This is a genomic window from Ramlibacter sp. AN1133 (assembly GCF_037890035.1).
Lineage (GTDB): Bacteria > Pseudomonadota > Gammaproteobacteria > Burkholderiales > Burkholderiaceae_C > Ramlibacter.
This window is the reverse complement of the sequence record NZ_JBBKTQ010000039.1, coordinates 1-15436: the sequence shown is the minus strand read 5'-3', so window position 1 is coordinate 15436 and position 15436 is coordinate 1. Positions and strand designations below refer to the sequence as shown.

The following is a 15436-nucleotide window of genomic DNA, read 5'->3' as shown; positions in this document are numbered from 1 at the left end:
CCCTCTCGGCTCGGCTGCGCCCGATGGCGGCGGCGCGCGCTGCTTCCGGGGATGACAAGCCGTCGACCAGGCTGGCGGCGGAGAGCGCCTGAACCTATTCCCCGGTGATCCCCGCCTCCTTGATCACCCGGCCCCACTTCTTCGCCTCCGCGTCCAGGAAGCTTCGGAAGGCCGCCGGCGTGCCGCCCCGCAACTGCAAGCCCGCCGCCTCGGCCTTCTTCTTCACCTCGGGATCCGCGATCGCGGCGTTGGCATCCGCGTTCAGGCGCTGCACCACCGCGGCCGGAGTGCCCGCAGGCGCCATCAGTCCGTACCACCCGTAACCCACGACATCCTTCAGTCCCGACTCCAGGAAGGTCGGCACTTCCGGCTGCAGCGGCGTGCGCGCCTCGTTCGCCACCGCCAGCACGCGCAGCTTGCCGGCCTGGATGTGCGGAACGGCGGTGGAGATGGCCGTCAGCGTCGCATCGATGCGCCCGGCCAGCAGTTCCGTATAGGCGGGTGCATCGCCCTTGAACTGCGCCACCAGCCCCTTCGCGTGCGTGGCACGGATGAACATCTCCGCCGTCAGGTGCGGGGCCGAGCCCGAACCCGGCGAGCCGAAGGTGAAGCCCTTCGCGTTCGCCTTGCCCCACTGCACGAACTCCGCCACGGTCTTGTACGGAGCTTCGGCGTTCACCACGAGGAACAGCGGCGCGATGGCGGTGCTGACGATCGGCTCGAAACTCTTGCGCAGGTCGTAGGGCAGGTTCGGGTACAGGGCCTCGCCGATGGCGATGGGCGCGGCCGCATGCAGGATCGTGTAGCCGTCGGGCGCGGCCTTGGCCACGTAGTCGTTCGCGATGCGGGTGCCGGCGCCGGCGCGGTTCTCCACGACGAAGGTCTGCCCCACGCGGTGCGAGAGGAAGTCGCCCAGCACGCGCGTGAGGATGTCGCTCGACCCACCCGCGGCATAGGGGCAGACCAGCTTGATCGGGCGCGAGGGCCAGGCCTGCGCGAAGGCGGAAAGACCGAGGGGCGCGAGGCCCGCGGCGGCGGCGGCGCCCAGCAGATGACGGCGGCTGATGTTCGGCATGCTTGTCTCCTTGTGGTTCTTTGGCTCGCGCGGCGGTTCAGATGCGGCGCAGCGGTGGATAGGCGTAGCGGTATTCCAGGTGGTCCGCCTGCGGCTGGTACAGGCGCAGCACGACGTAGAAGGGTTCATCGCGCGGCGTGGGCAGCCAGTTGCAGCCCTCGCCGGGGTCGTCGGCCTGCAGGCGGATCGCCAGGCTGCCGTCCGGCTCCAGCCTCAGGCCGGGCGTGCGGTCGCCGATGGAGTAGCGCTGGATCGGGTTGGCGACGAACAGGCAGTCGCTGCGACGATACATCGTCAGCGACCAGAAGGCGCCCACGCGCAGCCCCTGGCCCGGCGCGAAGCGCAGTTCGTAGGCACGCGAGCCGTGCAGGGGCTCGCCGTCGGCGTCCACTTCGGCCGCCGGATACATCGCCTCCTCGATGCCGAGCGCACCGATGAAGTTGCGCGCGATGCGCGCGCGCGTCAGCACGTCGCCGCCCCAGTGGTCGCGCACCGCAACCTGCAGCGCCCAGCCCCCACCCAGGGCGTGCGGCTGCTCCTTGCGGCGCAGTTGCTCGAAGACGCGCGGCAGCGCCGCCGCCAGTTCGTCCTCGTCCACCGGCCACTGAAGGCGCTCGCCCTGCGGCACCGGGTTGTGCGCCAGCGCCTCGTCGACGATCGCGCGATAGAGCGGTGCCGAGGGCACCGCGACCGAGCGGCCGTCCAGCCGCGTGTCCACGCGCAGGGCGGCATCGCCGCCATCGAGGCGGCGCGCGACGATCTGCGCCTGCAGCGCGCGCACGGATTCGATGTCCGCAGGCGTGTCGTCCACCAGGATGCGGCCGATGATCCACACATCGCGGCCGGGCGCCGCGATCACGTTCGTGACGCCCGCCGGCACCTCGCCTTTCCAGCCCGGCCCGTGCACCAGCGTGCGCTGGCGCCGGTTGCCGGTGGTGCGCCGGCCCACGTAGGCGAAGGGATTGGTCCATGCGTCCAGCAGGCCCAGCACCCAGTAGCGCTCCCCCATGTCAGGGGTCTCGACCAGCACGGGGCCCTGCGACAGGTCGAGCCAGGCATTGCTGTACACGGTGTCGTTGTTCGGGCTCACCACCTCGCGATCGTCGGGGCCGAGCTTGCGGTGGGTGTGCGTGAACTGGTTGACCCAGCGCATGCGCGAGTCGCGGTCTTCGCTGGCGAAGCCGAGCGTGGGATGGCGCCGCGCCGTCGTGGCCGCGCGCATGCGCATCATCTCGAACAGCGGCAGCGTCTGGACCACGGCGGCGTGCGTGGCGGTGGAAGAGGGCGAGAGGGTTGCTGTCGTCATGATGTTCAGGCGATCACGCCGTCCTGCCGCAGTGCGGCGATGTCCTGTTCCGAGTAGCCGGCTTCGGCCAGCAGGGCGGCTCCATCGGCGCCGCACTCGGGAGCAGCGGCAAGCGCGGGTTGCGGCGCATCGCCCAGGCGGTACGGCAGCCCGAGCGCGCGATAGCCGCCGCCGTCCGCGGCCACGGCTTCGACCAGCATGCCGCTGGCCTGCAGGTCGGCACTGGCGAGCACGTCGCGGTAGCGACGCACGGCGCCGGTCACGATCTGGTTGCGCCCGAGCAGGGCCACGCATTCCTCGGTGCTGTAGCCGGAGAGGCACTCCTTCAGCACCGCCCGCAGTTCGGCGCGATGGGCGACGCGGCTCGCGTTGGTGGCAAAGCGCGGATCGCTCGCCAGCTCCTCTCGGCCCATCACGCGGCAGAACCGCTGCCAGTGCTCCTGGGCATAGGCAGACAGCACGATGTGGCCGTCGCGCGTGGGCACGACGTCGGCCGCGGGCGCGTTGTGCGGCTGGCCGTCGCCGATGCGCGTCGGCTCGGGCCCTCCGCCCAGGTACTCGCACCAGGTCGCCGCCTGCAGGTGCAGGGCGGTCTCCAGCAGCGAGGTCTCCAGCGTCTCCCCCTGTCCCGTGCGCTCGCGCCCGTACAGCGCGGCCAGGACGGCCTGCGCGCCGACATGCGCGGCCGCGGCATCGATGATGGGCACGCCCACCTTCTGCGGCAGCCGGTCGGGCTCGCCGGTCACGGACATCAGCCCGCTCTCGGCCTGCGCCGCGATGTCGTAGCCGGGGCGATCGCGCGAGGGCCCCGCACTGGGAAAACCGGAGATCGACAGGTAGATGACGCGCGGATGCCGCTGGCGCACTTCGGCGGCGCCGAGCCCCAGCTTGTCCATCACGCCCGGCCGCAGGTTCTGGATGACGACGTCGCTGCCGGCGATCAGCCGCCATGCGACCTCCCGCCCCGCCTCGCTCTTGAGGTCCAGCGCGATCGAGCGCTTGCCCCGGTTGTAGGCGCGCACCATCGATTCGCCATAGCGGCCGATGTGGCGCGCCTGGTCGCCCGCGAGCGGCTCGATCTTGGTGACGCTCGCGCCCAGCTCGGCCAGCACCATGGCGGCGCCGGGGCCGGCGATGTACTGGCCGAAATCGATGATGCGCACGCCCGACAGGGGCGCCGCGGGCCGGGGGGCGGTGCGGGAAGGGGCAACGGACATGGCCGCACGATAGGCCGTGGCGCCATTGCTGAAAAGTCGATAATCCTGAAGGCGCGATCACCATCGGTGATCACCTCCACCGCACACCTTGAGCACCAGCCCCGACTACCTCGTGCGCCGCCTGCGGCTGCGCCACCTCGAACTGCTGGTGGCCCTGGCCGACGCGGGGACCATGCGCGCGGCCGCCACCCGGCTGCACCTGAGCCAGCCCGCGCTCAGCAAGATGCTCGGCGAGGTCGAGGCCGGCTTCGGCGCCCGCCTGTTCGAGCGCAGCCCGCAGGGCCTGTCGCCCAACGCGCTGGGAAAGGCGGTGACGTACCGCGCGCGGGTCATGCTCGGCGAACTGGCGCGCGGCAAGGACGAGGTCGATGCCCTGCGCACCGGCGCCGAAGGCGTGCTGCGCGTGGGCACCCTCTCGGTGACGGCCGCGGTGCCGCAGGCCGTGGTGCAGCTGCGCGAGCGCATGCCCGGCGCCCGCGTGCAGATCCAGGAGGGCCGCGTGCGCGAGATGGTCCAGCGGCTGCTGGATGGCGAGCTCGATTGCGTGTTCGGCGCCATCACGCCCGAGTTGCTGACCAGTGGCCTGCTGCCGTTGCTGCAGCCCGAGGTGCTGCTGGAAGACGAACTGTGCGTGCTGTGCGCCGTGGGCCATGCCCTCGCACGCACCCGGCAGCTGCGCTGGGCCGACCTGCATGCGGTGCCGTGGGTCGCGCCGCCGAAGGACACGCTGGTGCGCCAGGCGCTGATGACGGCCTTCCTCAACGAGGGCCTGGAGCCACCGGAGCCCGCGATCGAGGTGCTGTCCTCCGTGACCGTGGGCAGCGTGATCCGTCTCGCCCCCACGCTGGTCGCCGCGGTGCGCTTCGAACATGCGCGCGACGAGCTCGCACGCGGCGGTGTGCGCCGCGTGGCGGTGGCGCCGGTCATGCCGCTGCCCTTGCTGGGCCTCTACACGCGCCGCGCCACGGAAGGCCCGGCGCCGCTGGTGCAGGCCTTCGCGCAGGCGATCCGGAAGGTGGGCGTGCGGCCGCGGACGAGGGCGGAAGGCGGAATGCGGCGGGTGTCTTAGCGATCCGGCCCTGCGCCTTGGGCCATGGCAGCCGTCGCCGATGGGACGGTGCGAGATCCTCCACTGCACGCGCGGAGCGTGAGTCCGCCAGCCGGGACATCGGCTTGCGGCCCATATCGGCCGAAGCCAGGCAGCCGTCGGCCATCCCGACGTCTCTCGGCAAGGGACCGGGCCGTCAGTAGACTCCGAGCGCCAGCCCCGCCGCCAGCGCACCGCCCAGCTCACGGCATCGGGCGAGATCGGCGCCGCCGATCTGCTTGCGCCGCGCGATGTCTTCGGGTGTCTGGGCATGGGTGCACACGATCAATGCCGGAGCCACCGCGCGCAGTCGCCAACCGGTGGCGATGCGATCGATCTGCCGGGCGGCATTCTGCCCATCGCTGCCAGCACAGACCAGCACGGCGTAGGGGCGGCCGCTCACACGATCCAGTGCGGCGTAGTAACAGCGGTCGAAGAAGTCCTTCATGAGCCCGGCCATCGCAGCAAGGTTCTCGGGCGTAGCGAACACATAGCCGTCGGCACCCAGCACGTCCTGGGGTTGTGCCTCCGGCGCCCGCAGAAGGCGCACATGCACGCCGGGTTCGTCACGCGCGCCCTCGACGGCGGCCTGCGCCATCTGCTCCGTGCCCCCGGTCATCGTGTGGTAGACGACGAGAAGCGTCTTGGGAGTCATGTTGTCCAGAATAGCGGGAGATGGCCAAGACCGGGCAGGAGCAACCGCCCCCGCAAGCGCTGCCCGCCTGTCGCCCGCGTGCCTGACGAGCCCCCGCCGCCGACGCTACGCTCCGCCCATGGGACCCGGCCCCGGCACCGCCCCGCATGCACGCTACGACGCCATCGTGGTGGGCGCCGGGCTGGCCGGGCTCGTCACGGCGAAGCAACTCCTCGATCGCGGCCTGCGCGTGGCGCTGGTCGACAAGGGCGGCGAAGACGCCCTGGGCGGGCTGGCGCTGCAGGCGTTCGGCGGGATGATGCTGGTCGACACGCCGCTGCAGCGGCGCGCCGGCATCCGCGACAGCGCTGCACTGGCGTGGTCCGACTGGCTCTCTTTCGCCGAGTTCGACGACGAAGACCTGTGGCCGCGCCGTTGGGCCCAACGCTACATCGAGCGCTGCGTCCCCGACGTGTACGAATGGCTGCGGGCCCTGGGCGTGCGCTTCATCCCCGCGGTGCAGTGGGTCGAGCGCGGCTGGATGCGCCCCGGCAACTCGCTGCCGCGCTACCACGTGATCTGGGGCACCGCCCGGTTCATGACGCAGCGCGTGCTGCTCGCGCTGCGCCGGCACGCGCGCGCCGACCGGCTCGCCGTGCTGCCGCGGCATCGGGTCGAGGCGCTCGTGCGCGAAGGCGGCACCGTGTGCGGCTGCCGCGGTCGGCGCGAGGACGACGGCAGCGAATTCGTCCTGCGCGCCGGTGCCGTCGTGATCAGCGGCGGCGGCATCACCGGCGACCTGGCGCGGGTGCGGCGGCACTGGCCAAAGGACTGGGGACCCGCGCCCGCCGTGCTGCTCAATGGCTCGCACCCGGCAGCGGACGGACGCCTGCATGATGCCGTGAGCGAAGCGGGTGGCAAGGTCACCCATCTCGATCGCATGTGGAACTACGCCGCAGGCGTGCGCCACCCGAATCCGCAGTTCGAGGGCCAGGGCCTGAGCCTCATCCCCTCGCGCACCGCGATCTGGACCGACCCCGACGGGCACCGCATCGGGCCGGTGCCCTTCGTCACCGCGTTCGACACGCTGCACATGGTGCGGCACATCGCGCGCGCCCAGTGGCCCCACACCTGGCAGGTCCTGAATCGCCGGATCGCGCAGCGCGAGCTGGCCGCCTCGGGAGCGGAGCACAACCCGCTGATCCGCGACCGGCGCTTGCTGCGCTTCGCCCTGCAGATGCTGCGCGGCAACCCCGCGCTGGTGGACGAACTGCTCGCCAAATGCAGCGACTTCGTGCAGGCCCCGGACCTGCCGACGCTCGCGAGCCGCATGAACGCACTGGCCGGCGACGCGCGCATCACGCCGCAGGCCCTGGAAGCCTCCATCCGCCCGTACGATGACCAGATGCTGCGCGGACCGCGCTTCCACAACGACGACCAGCTGCGCCGCATCGCGCAGCTGCGCGCCTGGACGGGCGACCGCGTGCGGACCTGCAACTTCCAGCCCATCCTCGACGCGAAGGCCGGCCCGCTGATCGCCATCCGCTGCCAGCTGCTGACGCGCAAGTCCACCGGCGGGATCCAGACCGACCTGCACTCGCGGGTGCTCGGTGAGGACGGCCAGCCGCTCGCGGGCCTGTATGCGGCGGGCGAGGCCGCAGGGTTCGGCGGCGGCGGCTGCAACGGCCGCGGCTCGCTGGAAGGCACCTTCCTTTCCGGCTGCATCCTCACCGCGCAGGCGGCGGCCAACCACATCGCGGACGCGATGGCCTGAACACGATCGGAGGAGACGAATGAAGAAGACCGGTGCCAGCCTGGTGCGCCACGCGCTGGAGCAGCTCGGCGTGCGCTACACCTTCGGCATCCCCGGCGTGCACAACACGGAGATCTACGACGAACTGGCGTCGTCGCCCACGATCACGCCGGTGCGCGTCACGCACGAGGGCGGAGCGGCCTTCATGGCCGACGCCGTCGGGCGGACGACTTCGTGCCCCGGCGTGCTCCTCATCGTGCCGGCCGCCGGCACCGCGCTCGCCTATGCCGGGATCGGTGAAGCCTTCCTGGACGGCATCCCCATGCTGGTGATCACGGGCGGCATCCACAGCAGCCACGGTTTCCGCTACCAGCTGCACGGGATCGACCAGCTCGAGATGGTGCGCAGCGTCACCAAGGCGCGCTGGCGCGTGGCGCGGCACGAGGACATCGTGCCGACGCTGTTCGAGGCGTGGCGCATCGCCACCGGCGGCGAGCCGGGACCGGTGTTCGTCGAAGTGCCGGTGGACGTGCAGCTGTTCACCGGGGACGTGTCGGACCTGCCGACGGCGCCGCAGCTGCCCGCCGCCGCCGCACCGGACGCTGCCGCCCTCGACCGCGCGGCGGCCCTCCTGCGCTCGGCGCAGCGGCCGGGCCTGTTCCTCGGCTGGGGCGCGCGCGACGCCACCGAGTCGGCGATCCAGCTTGCCGAGCGCCTGGAAGCGCCGGTGGCCACCACGCTGCAGGGCATCAGCGTGTTCCCCGCCACGCACCCGCTGCACACCGGGATGGGCATCGGCCCCGCGGCGGTGCCGGCGGCCACGAACGCCTTCGCCGATCGCGACGTGCTGCTGGCCATCGGCACGCGCTTCGGCGAGATCGCCACCGGCAGCTACGGCATCGATCCGCGCTGGAAACTGGTGCACGCCGACATCAACCCCGAGGTGTTCAACGCCAACTATCCGGCGGAAGTCGCGATCGCGGGCGACGCGCTTCAGGTGCTGCAGGCCTTGCTGGAGCGGCTGCCGGCCGGTGCGCCCGCGACGGCCGGCACGGGGGACCTGCGCGCGCGCATCGCCCGCGACAAGAAGGCCTACCTCGACGAATGGCTGGCGCACGACAGCGGCGATCGCGTGAACCCGGCGCGCTTCTTCCAGGCCTTGCGGCAGCGCCTCGCCGACGACGCCTACCTGCTCGCCGACGACGGCAACCACACCTTCCTGACCGCGGAGCTGTTCGCCGCCACGCGCAGCAAGCACGTGCTGTCGCCCACCGACTTCAACTGCATGGGCTACTGCGTGCCGGCCGCCATCGGGGTGAAGCTCACGCATCCCGACCAGCAGGTCGTGGGCATCGTCGGCGACGGCGCCTTCCTGATGACGGGGCTGGAGATCCTCACCGCCACGGAACTGAAGCTCGGGATCGTCTACTACGTCTTCAACGACGGAGAGCTGTCCCAGATCTCGCAGGCGCAGCAGCTGCCCTACAACCGCAAGACCTGCACGGTGCTGCCGGAGGTCCGCTTCCGCGGCATCGCGGAAGCCACGGGGGCGGTGTACCTGCCGATGCCGGGCGATGCCGACATCGCCGCGGTCATGGAGCAGGCGGACACACACGCGCGGCAAGGCCGGCCCGTGGTGGTCGACGTGCGCATCGACTACAGCAAGCCGACGCGCTTCACGCGCGGGATCGTCCAGACCAACCTGCAGCGCATGGCGTGGGGCAGCAAGGCGCGCCTGATCGGGCGCGCCGCGTGGCGGCGCGTGGTGAAGCCGGCCGGGAGTGCCTGAAGCACGCGTGCAGCGCCGGCCCTTGCGGATGCGCAATATCGCAAGAGGGAAATTCCGGATAATCGATCCGGCAAGCGCGGACGGGGATGCTCGGGGGGCAGCAGCCGAAGTCCGCGCCTTGGCCGTCGATGCACCCGGGGGAACTCAAGGTGGCCACGGAAGATACAAGAAGCAATAACCCGTACCCAAACCGCACATTTCTCGCCTTTATGGCGGCACTCGATCAACATTCCGCCCGGCGCCAACGACTTCTCGAGGGGATCCGCATGGTTCGCAAGCCTTCTGGCCGCGCGCTCGCGCGGGCATGGGGTGTCGCCCTCGCGGCGATCGCGCTTCCGCTGTGCGCCCAGATCAGCAATTCCAAGCACAATCTCACCAGCACCGGGACGGGGGTGAACCACTTCAGCGACGTCGAGGATATCTGCGTGTTCTGCCACACGCCGATGGGCCTCGACGCCAGCGCCGCCGTGCCGCAGTGGAACCGCACCCTGGCATCCCCGGCCACCTACCAGACCTACGACATGCTGGGAACCTCGACGCTCGCCGGCAGGGTGGCGCCGGTAGGGTCCGTTTCGCTCGCCTGCCTGTCCTGCCACGATGGGGCGCAGGCCATGAGCGCGATCATCAATGCCCCGGCGGGTTGGAGCGGCGGCGTCTGGAGCGGCGCCAACCAGTCGGACGGCAGGCTGCGCGTCGGCATCGGCAGCAACCTCGGTTCGGACCTGCGCAACGATCATCCCGTCGGCGTGCAATACGGCGGCGGCGGAATCACCGCATCCGCGCCGGGTGCGACGCCCCAGAATCCCGATTTCCGTTCGCCTGAATCCGCCGTGCTGAACGAGATCCGGGTCTGGTGGGTCGGGACGGGGCCCGACGCGACCGGAACCCGCCGCAAGACGGACCTGATCCTGTACACCCGCACGCGCACCGACGGCTACACCGGGCAGACGGATGCCGAGCCCTTCGTGGAGTGCGCCAGCTGCCATGACCCGCACACCGACAGGGCCCTGTTCCTGCGAATCAGCAACGCCTACAGCGCCCTCTGCCTGTCCTGCCACATGATGTAGCGCGCCGTTGGCGATGGGGAGCGGTCATGCCAACCAGGCGGCAAGCCTGGCCGCCACGGAGGCATCGCTCAGGAGATCCAGGTGGTGAACGCCCCGCGCCACCCACGTCCGCTCGCGCGGAATGCGCAGCGCATGGCTGCGCCTTGGGTGCCGGCCCAGTGCGCTGTCCACCGACACGAGGCCATCGCCCCACGGCTTTCCCTTGCCGGCGGGACCGAGCGCGCCGGCGACCGCGTAGCAGGCGACGCCGGCCGGCAGGGGCACCGGGGTGCGCGTGTCGTGATGCAGGTGCCGGCCGTTGCGCCAGTCCGCTGCCAGCAGGTTGCCGTGCCGCAGGTCGGTGATGCCGTCGCTGCGCAGCGTGCCCAGGCGCGTGAAGGGCGCGAGGTACGGGCTCGTGCCGAGCACCGCGTGGAGCCAGTTGCCGCCGCGCTCCAGTGCCGCGCCATGGTGCGGCGTGCCGAGGAACACCATCTGCCGCAGCCTCCGGGGCCAGGCCATCCCGGCCGCCTGCGCCCGGTGCACTGCGCTGCGGGCGACCAGGCCGCCCATGCTGTGGCCGACGATCGCGAGGCTTTCCACCGGCACGGGCCAGTGCGCCAGCAGGTCCTCCAGCCGGGCGGCGAGTTCGTCGCCGTTGGTGGAGACGTGGAGCCCGGAGTTGTAGCGCACGTACACGGGGGTCCGGTCCAGGGCTTGCGCGAGCGCCTGCCCGTGGTCCACGCCCTTGCGCGTCCATGCCGCGTCGCTCATGCAGAGTCCGTGCACCTGCAGCAGGATGCGCGGCGTCGCCGGGCCGCGCACGATCAGCTCCATCGGCAGCGCGAGCGGGTTGCCGGTGCGCGCCAGGTGGTCGCCGACGACGCCGTTCAATGCGGCGCGCCAGGCCAGGCCGGCGGGAGAGTCGTCGCCGTGCGCCTCCTGGTCGAAGGGCGCCAGCAGGGCGTCGAGCCCCTGGCCGACCAGGCTGCTGCTGCCGCGAACGGTGCGGTACACGAACCCGGCGATCCCGCCGGCGGGCGCCTCGCGCACGCGCCCGACCGGCAGCGCCAGCCGGGCGATGCTGCCGTGCAGCCCCTCGGCGATGCGCGTGACGCCGTGCACGCCTTCGATGGCGAGGCGCACGGCACCGCGGGCGGCGGCCACGCGGCCGAGCCGGCGCGGCGGGGCCGGCCGCACGGCGCTGCGCGAGGATGGGGCCATGGCAACCAGTGTAGGGCAGCGGCTTCGGGGCGCCGGAGGGACAGGCCGCGCCGCGCAGGTCGGCAGCGCGCACGCTCGTACAATGCGCGCCCTGAGACCTCGCGAGACATTCCCATTCCTTTCATCCTCTCCCACCAGCTGCTGGATGAGATCCTGCAGAACCATCGGATCAAGTCCAACGACCTGACCGGCATCGACAAGCTGTTCGGCGGGGCGGACGGCTACTACTGGTACCACACGCTCAGGCACATGTGCCCCAGGAACGAGGTGATCGTCTGGGGCAGCGAGGAGGCGATGCGCGCGGCGGTGCAGAACCAGGAGAACGAGTCCGCCGCCGAGGACGAGGTGAAGCCGCAAGTCCTCGGCGACGCGCACGTGGCCGCGATGGCGCGGCTGCTGGCGGTGCGCGGCTGACGCCGGGCGGACCGACCGCGTCAGGCGCCGCTGGCCTTGCCGGCGAGCTCCGCCCGCAGCCGGTCCTCCTGCTGGCGCAGCTCCGGCGTGAACGCCTCGCCGAAGTCGGCGGCCTCGAACACCTGCCGGATCTCGATCTCGGATTCGCCGGGCATCGGGTTGGGGCAGCGCTTCACCCAGCCGATCGCCTCCTGCAGCGAGGCGCACTGCCAGAGCCAGAAGCCGGCCACCAGTTCCTTGGTCTCGGCGAACGGCCCGTCGATGACCTTGCGGTCCGGGCCGCAGAAGCGCACGCGCGCGCCCTTGGCGCTCGGATGCAGGCCCTCGCCGGCCAGCATCACGCCGGCCTTGACCAGTTCCTCGTTGAAGCGGCCCATCTCGGCCAGCAACTGCTCGCTGGGCATCACGCCGGCCTCGCTGTCGCGGGTGGCCTTCACCAGGATCATGAATCGCATGCGGAACTCCTCGGTCGGGTTGAAGAAGCTTGACGGTTCACCCCCACGACGAACCGGCGGCGCCGGAATCGACAGCTCGCAGGCACCGGGTTGCGTAAGCCGATGCGTACGGGCGCCTGCGTGTGCAAGGCCTTCGCGGGCCCGACACTTGCCACCCGCCAGCGGCACGGGTAGGGTGCGGCACTTTCAACTCCAGGTGGCCTGCCCATGTCGCTCGTCCTCTACGGACATCCTTTTTCCTCGTACACCCAGAAGGTGCTCATCGCCCTGTACGAGAACGGTACCCCGCACGAGTTCCGCTGCATCGGCCCGGACACCCCGCAGCACGCCGCCGAGTGGCTGCGGCGCTGGCCGCTGGCGAAGTTCCCGCTGCTGGTCGACGGCGACCGCACCGTCGTGGAAACCAGCATCATCATCGAGTACCTGCAGCTCGTGCATGCCGGGCCGGTGCGCCTGCTGCCCCCGGATCCGATGGCAGCCCTGCAGGTCCGGTTCCTCGACCGCTTCTTCGACCTGCACGTGATGACCCCCGTGCAGCATGCGGTCGTCGGTGCGATGACGGGGGACCCGGTGAAGCGCCAGGAGGCGGGAAGCCATGCCGCGGACAAGCTGGAGCGCGCCTATGCCTGGCTCGAAGGAGAGCTTGCCGGCAGGACCTGGGCCAGCGGTGCGGACTTCACGCTGGCCGACTGCGCAGCCGCCCCATCGCTGTTCTACGCCGACTGGACCCATCGGATTGCCGAGGCCTATCCGGTCGTGCGCGCCTACCGGGCCAGGCTGCTGGCGCGCCCGTCCTTCGCCAGGGCGGTGGAGGAGGCGCGGCCCTTCCGTGGGCTCTTTCCCCTCGGGGCGCCGGACCGCGACTAGGGATCGCCGGCGGCGCGCGACGCGTGCCCATGCATGCGCCTGTTGCGCCGCGGCCGCACAAACAGGCTGGCGCCGCGCGCCGGGCTGGCCTACAGTGGCCGTTCCGCACCACGAGGATCTGCCACATGCCCGTTCGTATTGCATCGATGACCAAGAGGATCTCGGCCAATGGCCAGGCGCTGCACCGCGCCATGATGAGCCGCCTGGAAACCGCCGGGGCGAACCAGGAGCCGTCCGAAGCCGAGGCCGCCCTGATCGAGGAGCGAAAGCAGCTCAAGGCGGAGCGGGACAAGCGCAAGGCGCAGGCCTTGCTGCCCGGGCCGACCGCCCTCGACCGGCTGGTGCGAACGCATCATCCCCAGGCGAAGGCCAACAAGGCCGCCAAGGAAGCGCACGACGCCAAGGAGGTCAAGAAGCCCAAGGCGCGCAAGTCGCGCGCCGAGAAGCACGCGGAAAAGGCAGCGGCCCTGGAAGCCGCGCGCAGGTCACCCAAGAAGCCGGCGAAGTGACGCCGGGGCCCTCTGCCGAGGGCCTGGTCACGGCGCGGGCGCATCCCGTCCTGGATCCTGCCGCAAGGCGGAGGGGGCATCCATGCGCGTCCTGGTCATCGAAGACAACCCGGACATCGTGGCCAACATGCACGATTTCCTGGAGCCGCTCGGCTACGAGCTGGACGCGGCGCGCACGGGCAAGGCGGGGCTGGGTTTCCTGCGCGACTACCCGTACGACGTCATCGTGCTGGACCTCATGCTGCCCGGCATGGACGGACTCGACGTGTGCCGCGAGCTGCGCACGTCGCTGGGCGTGCGCACGCCCCTGCTGATCCTCACGGCCCGCGACACCGTGCCGGACAAGGTCGCCGGCTTCGAGGCGGGTGCCGACGACTACCTGGTCAAGCCGTTCTCCCTGGCGGAGCTCGACGCGCGCCTGAAGGCGCTGTCGCGCCGCGGCCCGTCGCTGACCGCGCAGACGGTGCTGCGGTTCGGCGAGCTGGAGCTGGACCCCAGTACCCATGAAGCGCGTCGCGCCGGGCAACTGCTGCGCCTGACGCCCACCTGCTACCAGCTCCTGTGCGTCCTGGTGCGGGCGGCGCCGCAGCTGGTCACCCGCGAACAGCTCGAACACGAGATCTGGCGCGACGACCGCCCGGACAGCGACGCGCTGCGCACGCACATCCACGCGCTTCGGCATGTGCTGGACAAGCCCTTCGGCACGCCCATGCTGCGCACCATCCCGGGCGTCGGGTTCCGGCTGGTGGCTTCCGATGAGGCATAGCCCGTCGCTGCGGCTGCGCATCGTCGGCGCGTACGTGCTGCTGGCCTTGTTCGTCGGGGCGTGCTTCAGCGCGATCGGCTTCGAGGCCCTGGACAGGATCGAGAACGCACTCGTCGACCATCGGCTCAAGGAGGCCGCCGACCGGCTGATCGACGACCACCTGGGCGGCATCGACCACCAGCTGCCGGGATATCCGTCGGTCTTGAACGCATCGGAAATGAGCTCGGTGCTGCGGGCCCTGCCGCCTGGCCTGCACGAGTTGCGCTACACCCACCAGCACGTGCACGTCCTGATCCGCGATCGCGGCGGCCAGAGGTTCGCCGTGATCGAGGACGAAAGCGAGTTCGAGGTCATCCAGGGCCATGTATCGATCGCGCTGGCGGCGGCGTTCGTGCTGTGCGTGGTGCTCGCGCTCGTGTCCGGCTTCATCACGGCGAGCAAGGTCATCGCGCCGGTGACGCGCCTGGCGGAAGCCGTCACGGGCGGCTCGCTGCGCCCGGATTCGCCGCTGCTCCATGCGGACGACGAAGTCGGCCTGCTGGGCCGGGCGTTCTTCGATTCCACGGAGACCCTCAAGCGCTTCCTCGAGCGGGAACAGCTGTTCACGGGGGACGTGAGCCACGAGCTGCGCACGCCGCTCACCGTCATCCTGGGCGCCGCGGAAGTGCTGCAGGTGCGGCTGGCCGGCCAACCCGAGCTGCAGGACATCGCCGAGCGCATCCGGCGCGCCGCGGCCGAGGCCTCCGGCCGCCTCGGCGCCCTGCTCCTGCTGGCCCGGGCGCCCGAGACCCTGCACGCGCCGCTGACCGAAGTCGCCGGGATCGTGCAGGCGGAAGCCGAGCGTTACCGACCCCTGCTGCAGGGAAAGCCGGTCGAGCTCGCGGTGTCGGTGGCCGCCGGCTGCGTGAGCGTGCCGGCCCGGCCGGAGCTCGTCGCGACCGCCGTCGGCAACCTGATCCGCAATGCCTGCCAGTTCACCGAGCGCGGGCAGGTCCTGGTGCGGGTGGAGCCCTGCTCGGTCGTCATCGAGGACACCGGCCCCGGGATCCCGCCGGAGATCGCGGCCCGGGTCTTCGAGCGCCGCGAGCCGGGGCCGGTGGGCTCCGTCCAGGGCACCGGCCTGGGGCTGACGATCGTGCGGCGGGTGGCCGAACACCTGGGCTGGAAGGTGGAACTCCTGCGCGGCGCGGAAGGCGGCAGCCGCTTCGTGCTGCACCTTCCGGCCGCCTAGTGTCCTGTCCCGTAAATATCTAAGCTCTCGCTGCCCCGTATCGGGCCGCAGGCAAGGCGCGGG

15 protein-coding genes are annotated in these 15436 nt (G+C 71.3%); 9 read left to right on the top strand and 6 right to left on the bottom strand.

Features of this window, described 5'->3' with window-relative positions; all coding sequences use genetic code 11:
• Positions 1-94 precede the first annotated feature (94 nt).
• The 3 genes from WG923_RS29095 to WG923_RS29085 are packed head-to-tail and all read right to left on the bottom strand — an operon-like array spanning position 95 to position 3598.
• The gene (locus tag WG923_RS29095; protein ID WP_340354532.1) at positions 95-1075 is read right to left on the bottom strand and encodes a Bug family tripartite tricarboxylate transporter substrate binding protein; all 981 of its coding nucleotides are present in this window, start codon (positions 1073-1075) and stop codon (positions 95-97) included.
• 37 nt (positions 1076-1112) lie between these two features.
• Entirely contained in the window at positions 1113-2381 is a 1269-nt protein-coding gene (locus WG923_RS29090) for a DUF1254 domain-containing protein (protein ID WP_340354531.1), read from the bottom strand.
• 5 nt (positions 2382-2386) lie between these two features.
• Positions 2387-3598 (bottom strand): CaiB/BaiF CoA transferase family protein, encoded by a 1212-nt coding sequence (locus tag WG923_RS29085; RefSeq protein ID WP_340354530.1) that lies wholly within the window; start codon positions 3596-3598, stop codon positions 2387-2389.
• 88 nt (positions 3599-3686) lie between these two features.
• Between WG923_RS29085 and WG923_RS29080 the strand changes: the two genes are divergently transcribed.
• On the top strand, positions 3687-4667 hold the full coding sequence (locus WG923_RS29080) for a LysR family transcriptional regulator (RefSeq protein ID WP_340354529.1): 981 nt from the start codon (positions 3687-3689) through the stop codon (positions 4665-4667).
• Between the two features lie 175 nt (positions 4668-4842).
• Here WG923_RS29080 and WG923_RS29075 read toward each other — a convergent pair whose 3' ends face one another.
• Positions 4843-5340 carry a flavodoxin family protein gene (locus tag WG923_RS29075; RefSeq protein ID WP_340354528.1) on the bottom strand — a complete coding sequence of 166 codons (498 nt, stop codon included), beginning with the start codon at positions 5338-5340 and terminating at the stop codon, positions 4843-4845.
• Positions 5341-5458: 118 nt separating this feature from the next.
• On the opposite strand from WG923_RS29075, the gene WG923_RS29070 reads away from it, so the two are divergent.
• From WG923_RS29070 to WG923_RS29060, 3 genes are all read left to right on the top strand, one after another.
• Complete coding sequence (locus WG923_RS29070; protein WP_340354527.1) at positions 5459-7093, top strand: FAD-binding dehydrogenase; 1635 nt, start codon at positions 5459-5461, stop codon at positions 7091-7093.
• Positions 7094-7112: 19 nt separating this feature from the next.
• A complete protein-coding gene (locus WG923_RS29065) occupies positions 7113-8861 on the top strand; it encodes a thiamine pyrophosphate-binding protein (RefSeq protein WP_340354526.1) in 1749 nt (582 codons plus the stop codon).
• Between the two features lie 266 nt (positions 8862-9127).
• Positions 9128-9928 carry a cytochrome c3 family protein gene (locus tag WG923_RS29060; protein ID WP_340354525.1) on the top strand — a complete coding sequence of 267 codons (801 nt, stop codon included), beginning with the start codon at positions 9128-9130 and terminating at the stop codon, positions 9926-9928.
• A 24-nt stretch (positions 9929-9952) separates the two neighbouring features.
• On the opposite strand, the gene WG923_RS29055 is transcribed toward WG923_RS29060, so the two are convergent.
• Positions 9953-11131: an esterase/lipase family protein gene (locus WG923_RS29055; protein WP_340354524.1), complete on the bottom strand. Its 1179-nt coding sequence runs from the start codon at positions 11129-11131 to the stop codon at positions 9953-9955.
• Between the two features lie 249 nt (positions 11132-11380).
• On the opposite strand from WG923_RS29055, the gene WG923_RS29050 reads away from it, so the two are divergent.
• A complete protein-coding gene (locus WG923_RS29050; RefSeq protein ID WP_340354523.1) occupies positions 11381-11545 on the top strand; it encodes a hypothetical protein in 165 nt (54 codons plus the stop codon).
• A gap of 20 nt (positions 11546-11565) precedes the next feature.
• On the opposite strand, the gene WG923_RS29045 is transcribed toward WG923_RS29050, so the two are convergent.
• On the bottom strand, positions 11566-12000 hold the full coding sequence (locus WG923_RS29045) for a YciI family protein (RefSeq protein WP_340354522.1): 435 nt from the start codon (positions 11998-12000) through the stop codon (positions 11566-11568).
• A 207-nt stretch (positions 12001-12207) separates the two neighbouring features.
• Here WG923_RS29045 and WG923_RS29040 point away from each other — a divergent pair, with 207 nt between their 5' ends.
• From WG923_RS29040 to WG923_RS29025, 4 genes are all read left to right on the top strand, one after another.
• Entirely contained in the window at positions 12208-12867 is a 660-nt protein-coding gene (locus WG923_RS29040; protein WP_340354521.1) for a glutathione S-transferase family protein, read from the top strand.
• A gap of 125 nt (positions 12868-12992) precedes the next feature.
• The gene (locus WG923_RS29035) at positions 12993-13376 is read left to right on the top strand and encodes a hypothetical protein (protein WP_340354520.1); all 384 of its coding nucleotides are present in this window, start codon (positions 12993-12995) and stop codon (positions 13374-13376) included.
• An 82-nt stretch (positions 13377-13458) separates the two neighbouring features.
• Positions 13459-14142 (top strand): response regulator transcription factor, encoded by a 684-nt coding sequence (locus WG923_RS29030; RefSeq protein ID WP_340354519.1) that lies wholly within the window; start codon positions 13459-13461, stop codon positions 14140-14142.
• Positions 14132-15373 (top strand): sensor histidine kinase, encoded by a 1242-nt coding sequence (locus tag WG923_RS29025; protein WP_340354518.1) that lies wholly within the window; start codon positions 14132-14134, stop codon positions 15371-15373. The genes WG923_RS29030 and WG923_RS29025 overlap by 11 nt, the downstream gene beginning before the upstream one ends.
• Positions 15374-15436: the final 63 nt, after the last annotated feature.

Excerpts from the sequence above, each read along its gene's own strand:
- WG923_RS29075 (WP_340354528.1), bottom strand. The coding sequence starts at position 5,340 with ATGACTCCCAAGACGCTTCTCGTCGTCTACCACACGATGACCGGGGGC.
- WG923_RS29060 (WP_340354525.1), top strand. The coding sequence starts at position 9,128 with ATGGTTCGCAAGCCTTCTGGCCGCGCGCTCGCGCGGGCATGGGGTGTC.
- WG923_RS29035 (WP_340354520.1), top strand. The coding sequence starts at position 12,993 with ATGCCCGTTCGTATTGCATCGATGACCAAGAGGATCTCGGCCAATGGC.
- WG923_RS29025 (WP_340354518.1), top strand. The coding sequence starts at position 14,132 with ATGAGGCATAGCCCGTCGCTGCGGCTGCGCATCGTCGGCGCGTACGTG.
- WG923_RS29050 (WP_340354523.1), top strand. The coding sequence starts at position 11,381 with ATGTGCCCCAGGAACGAGGTGATCGTCTGGGGCAGCGAGGAGGCGATG.
- WG923_RS29070 (WP_340354527.1), top strand. The coding sequence starts at position 5,459 with ATGGGACCCGGCCCCGGCACCGCCCCGCATGCACGCTACGACGCCATC.
- WG923_RS29045 (WP_340354522.1), bottom strand. The coding sequence starts at position 12,000 with ATGCGATTCATGATCCTGGTGAAGGCCACCCGCGACAGCGAGGCCGGC.
- WG923_RS29095 (WP_340354532.1), bottom strand. The coding sequence starts at position 1,075 with ATGCCGAACATCAGCCGCCGTCATCTGCTGGGCGCCGCCGCCGCCGCG.
- WG923_RS29065 (WP_340354526.1), top strand. The coding sequence starts at position 7,113 with ATGAAGAAGACCGGTGCCAGCCTGGTGCGCCACGCGCTGGAGCAGCTC.
- WG923_RS29030 (WP_340354519.1), top strand. The coding sequence starts at position 13,459 with ATGCGCGTCCTGGTCATCGAAGACAACCCGGACATCGTGGCCAACATG.
- WG923_RS29055 (WP_340354524.1), bottom strand. The coding sequence starts at position 11,131 with ATGGCCCCATCCTCGCGCAGCGCCGTGCGGCCGGCCCCGCCGCGCCGG.
- WG923_RS29085 (WP_340354530.1), bottom strand. The coding sequence starts at position 3,598 with ATGTCCGTTGCCCCTTCCCGCACCGCCCCCCGGCCCGCGGCGCCCCTG.
- WG923_RS29040 (WP_340354521.1), top strand. The coding sequence starts at position 12,208 with ATGTCGCTCGTCCTCTACGGACATCCTTTTTCCTCGTACACCCAGAAG.
- WG923_RS29090 (WP_340354531.1), bottom strand. The coding sequence starts at position 2,381 with ATGACGACAGCAACCCTCTCGCCCTCTTCCACCGCCACGCACGCCGCC.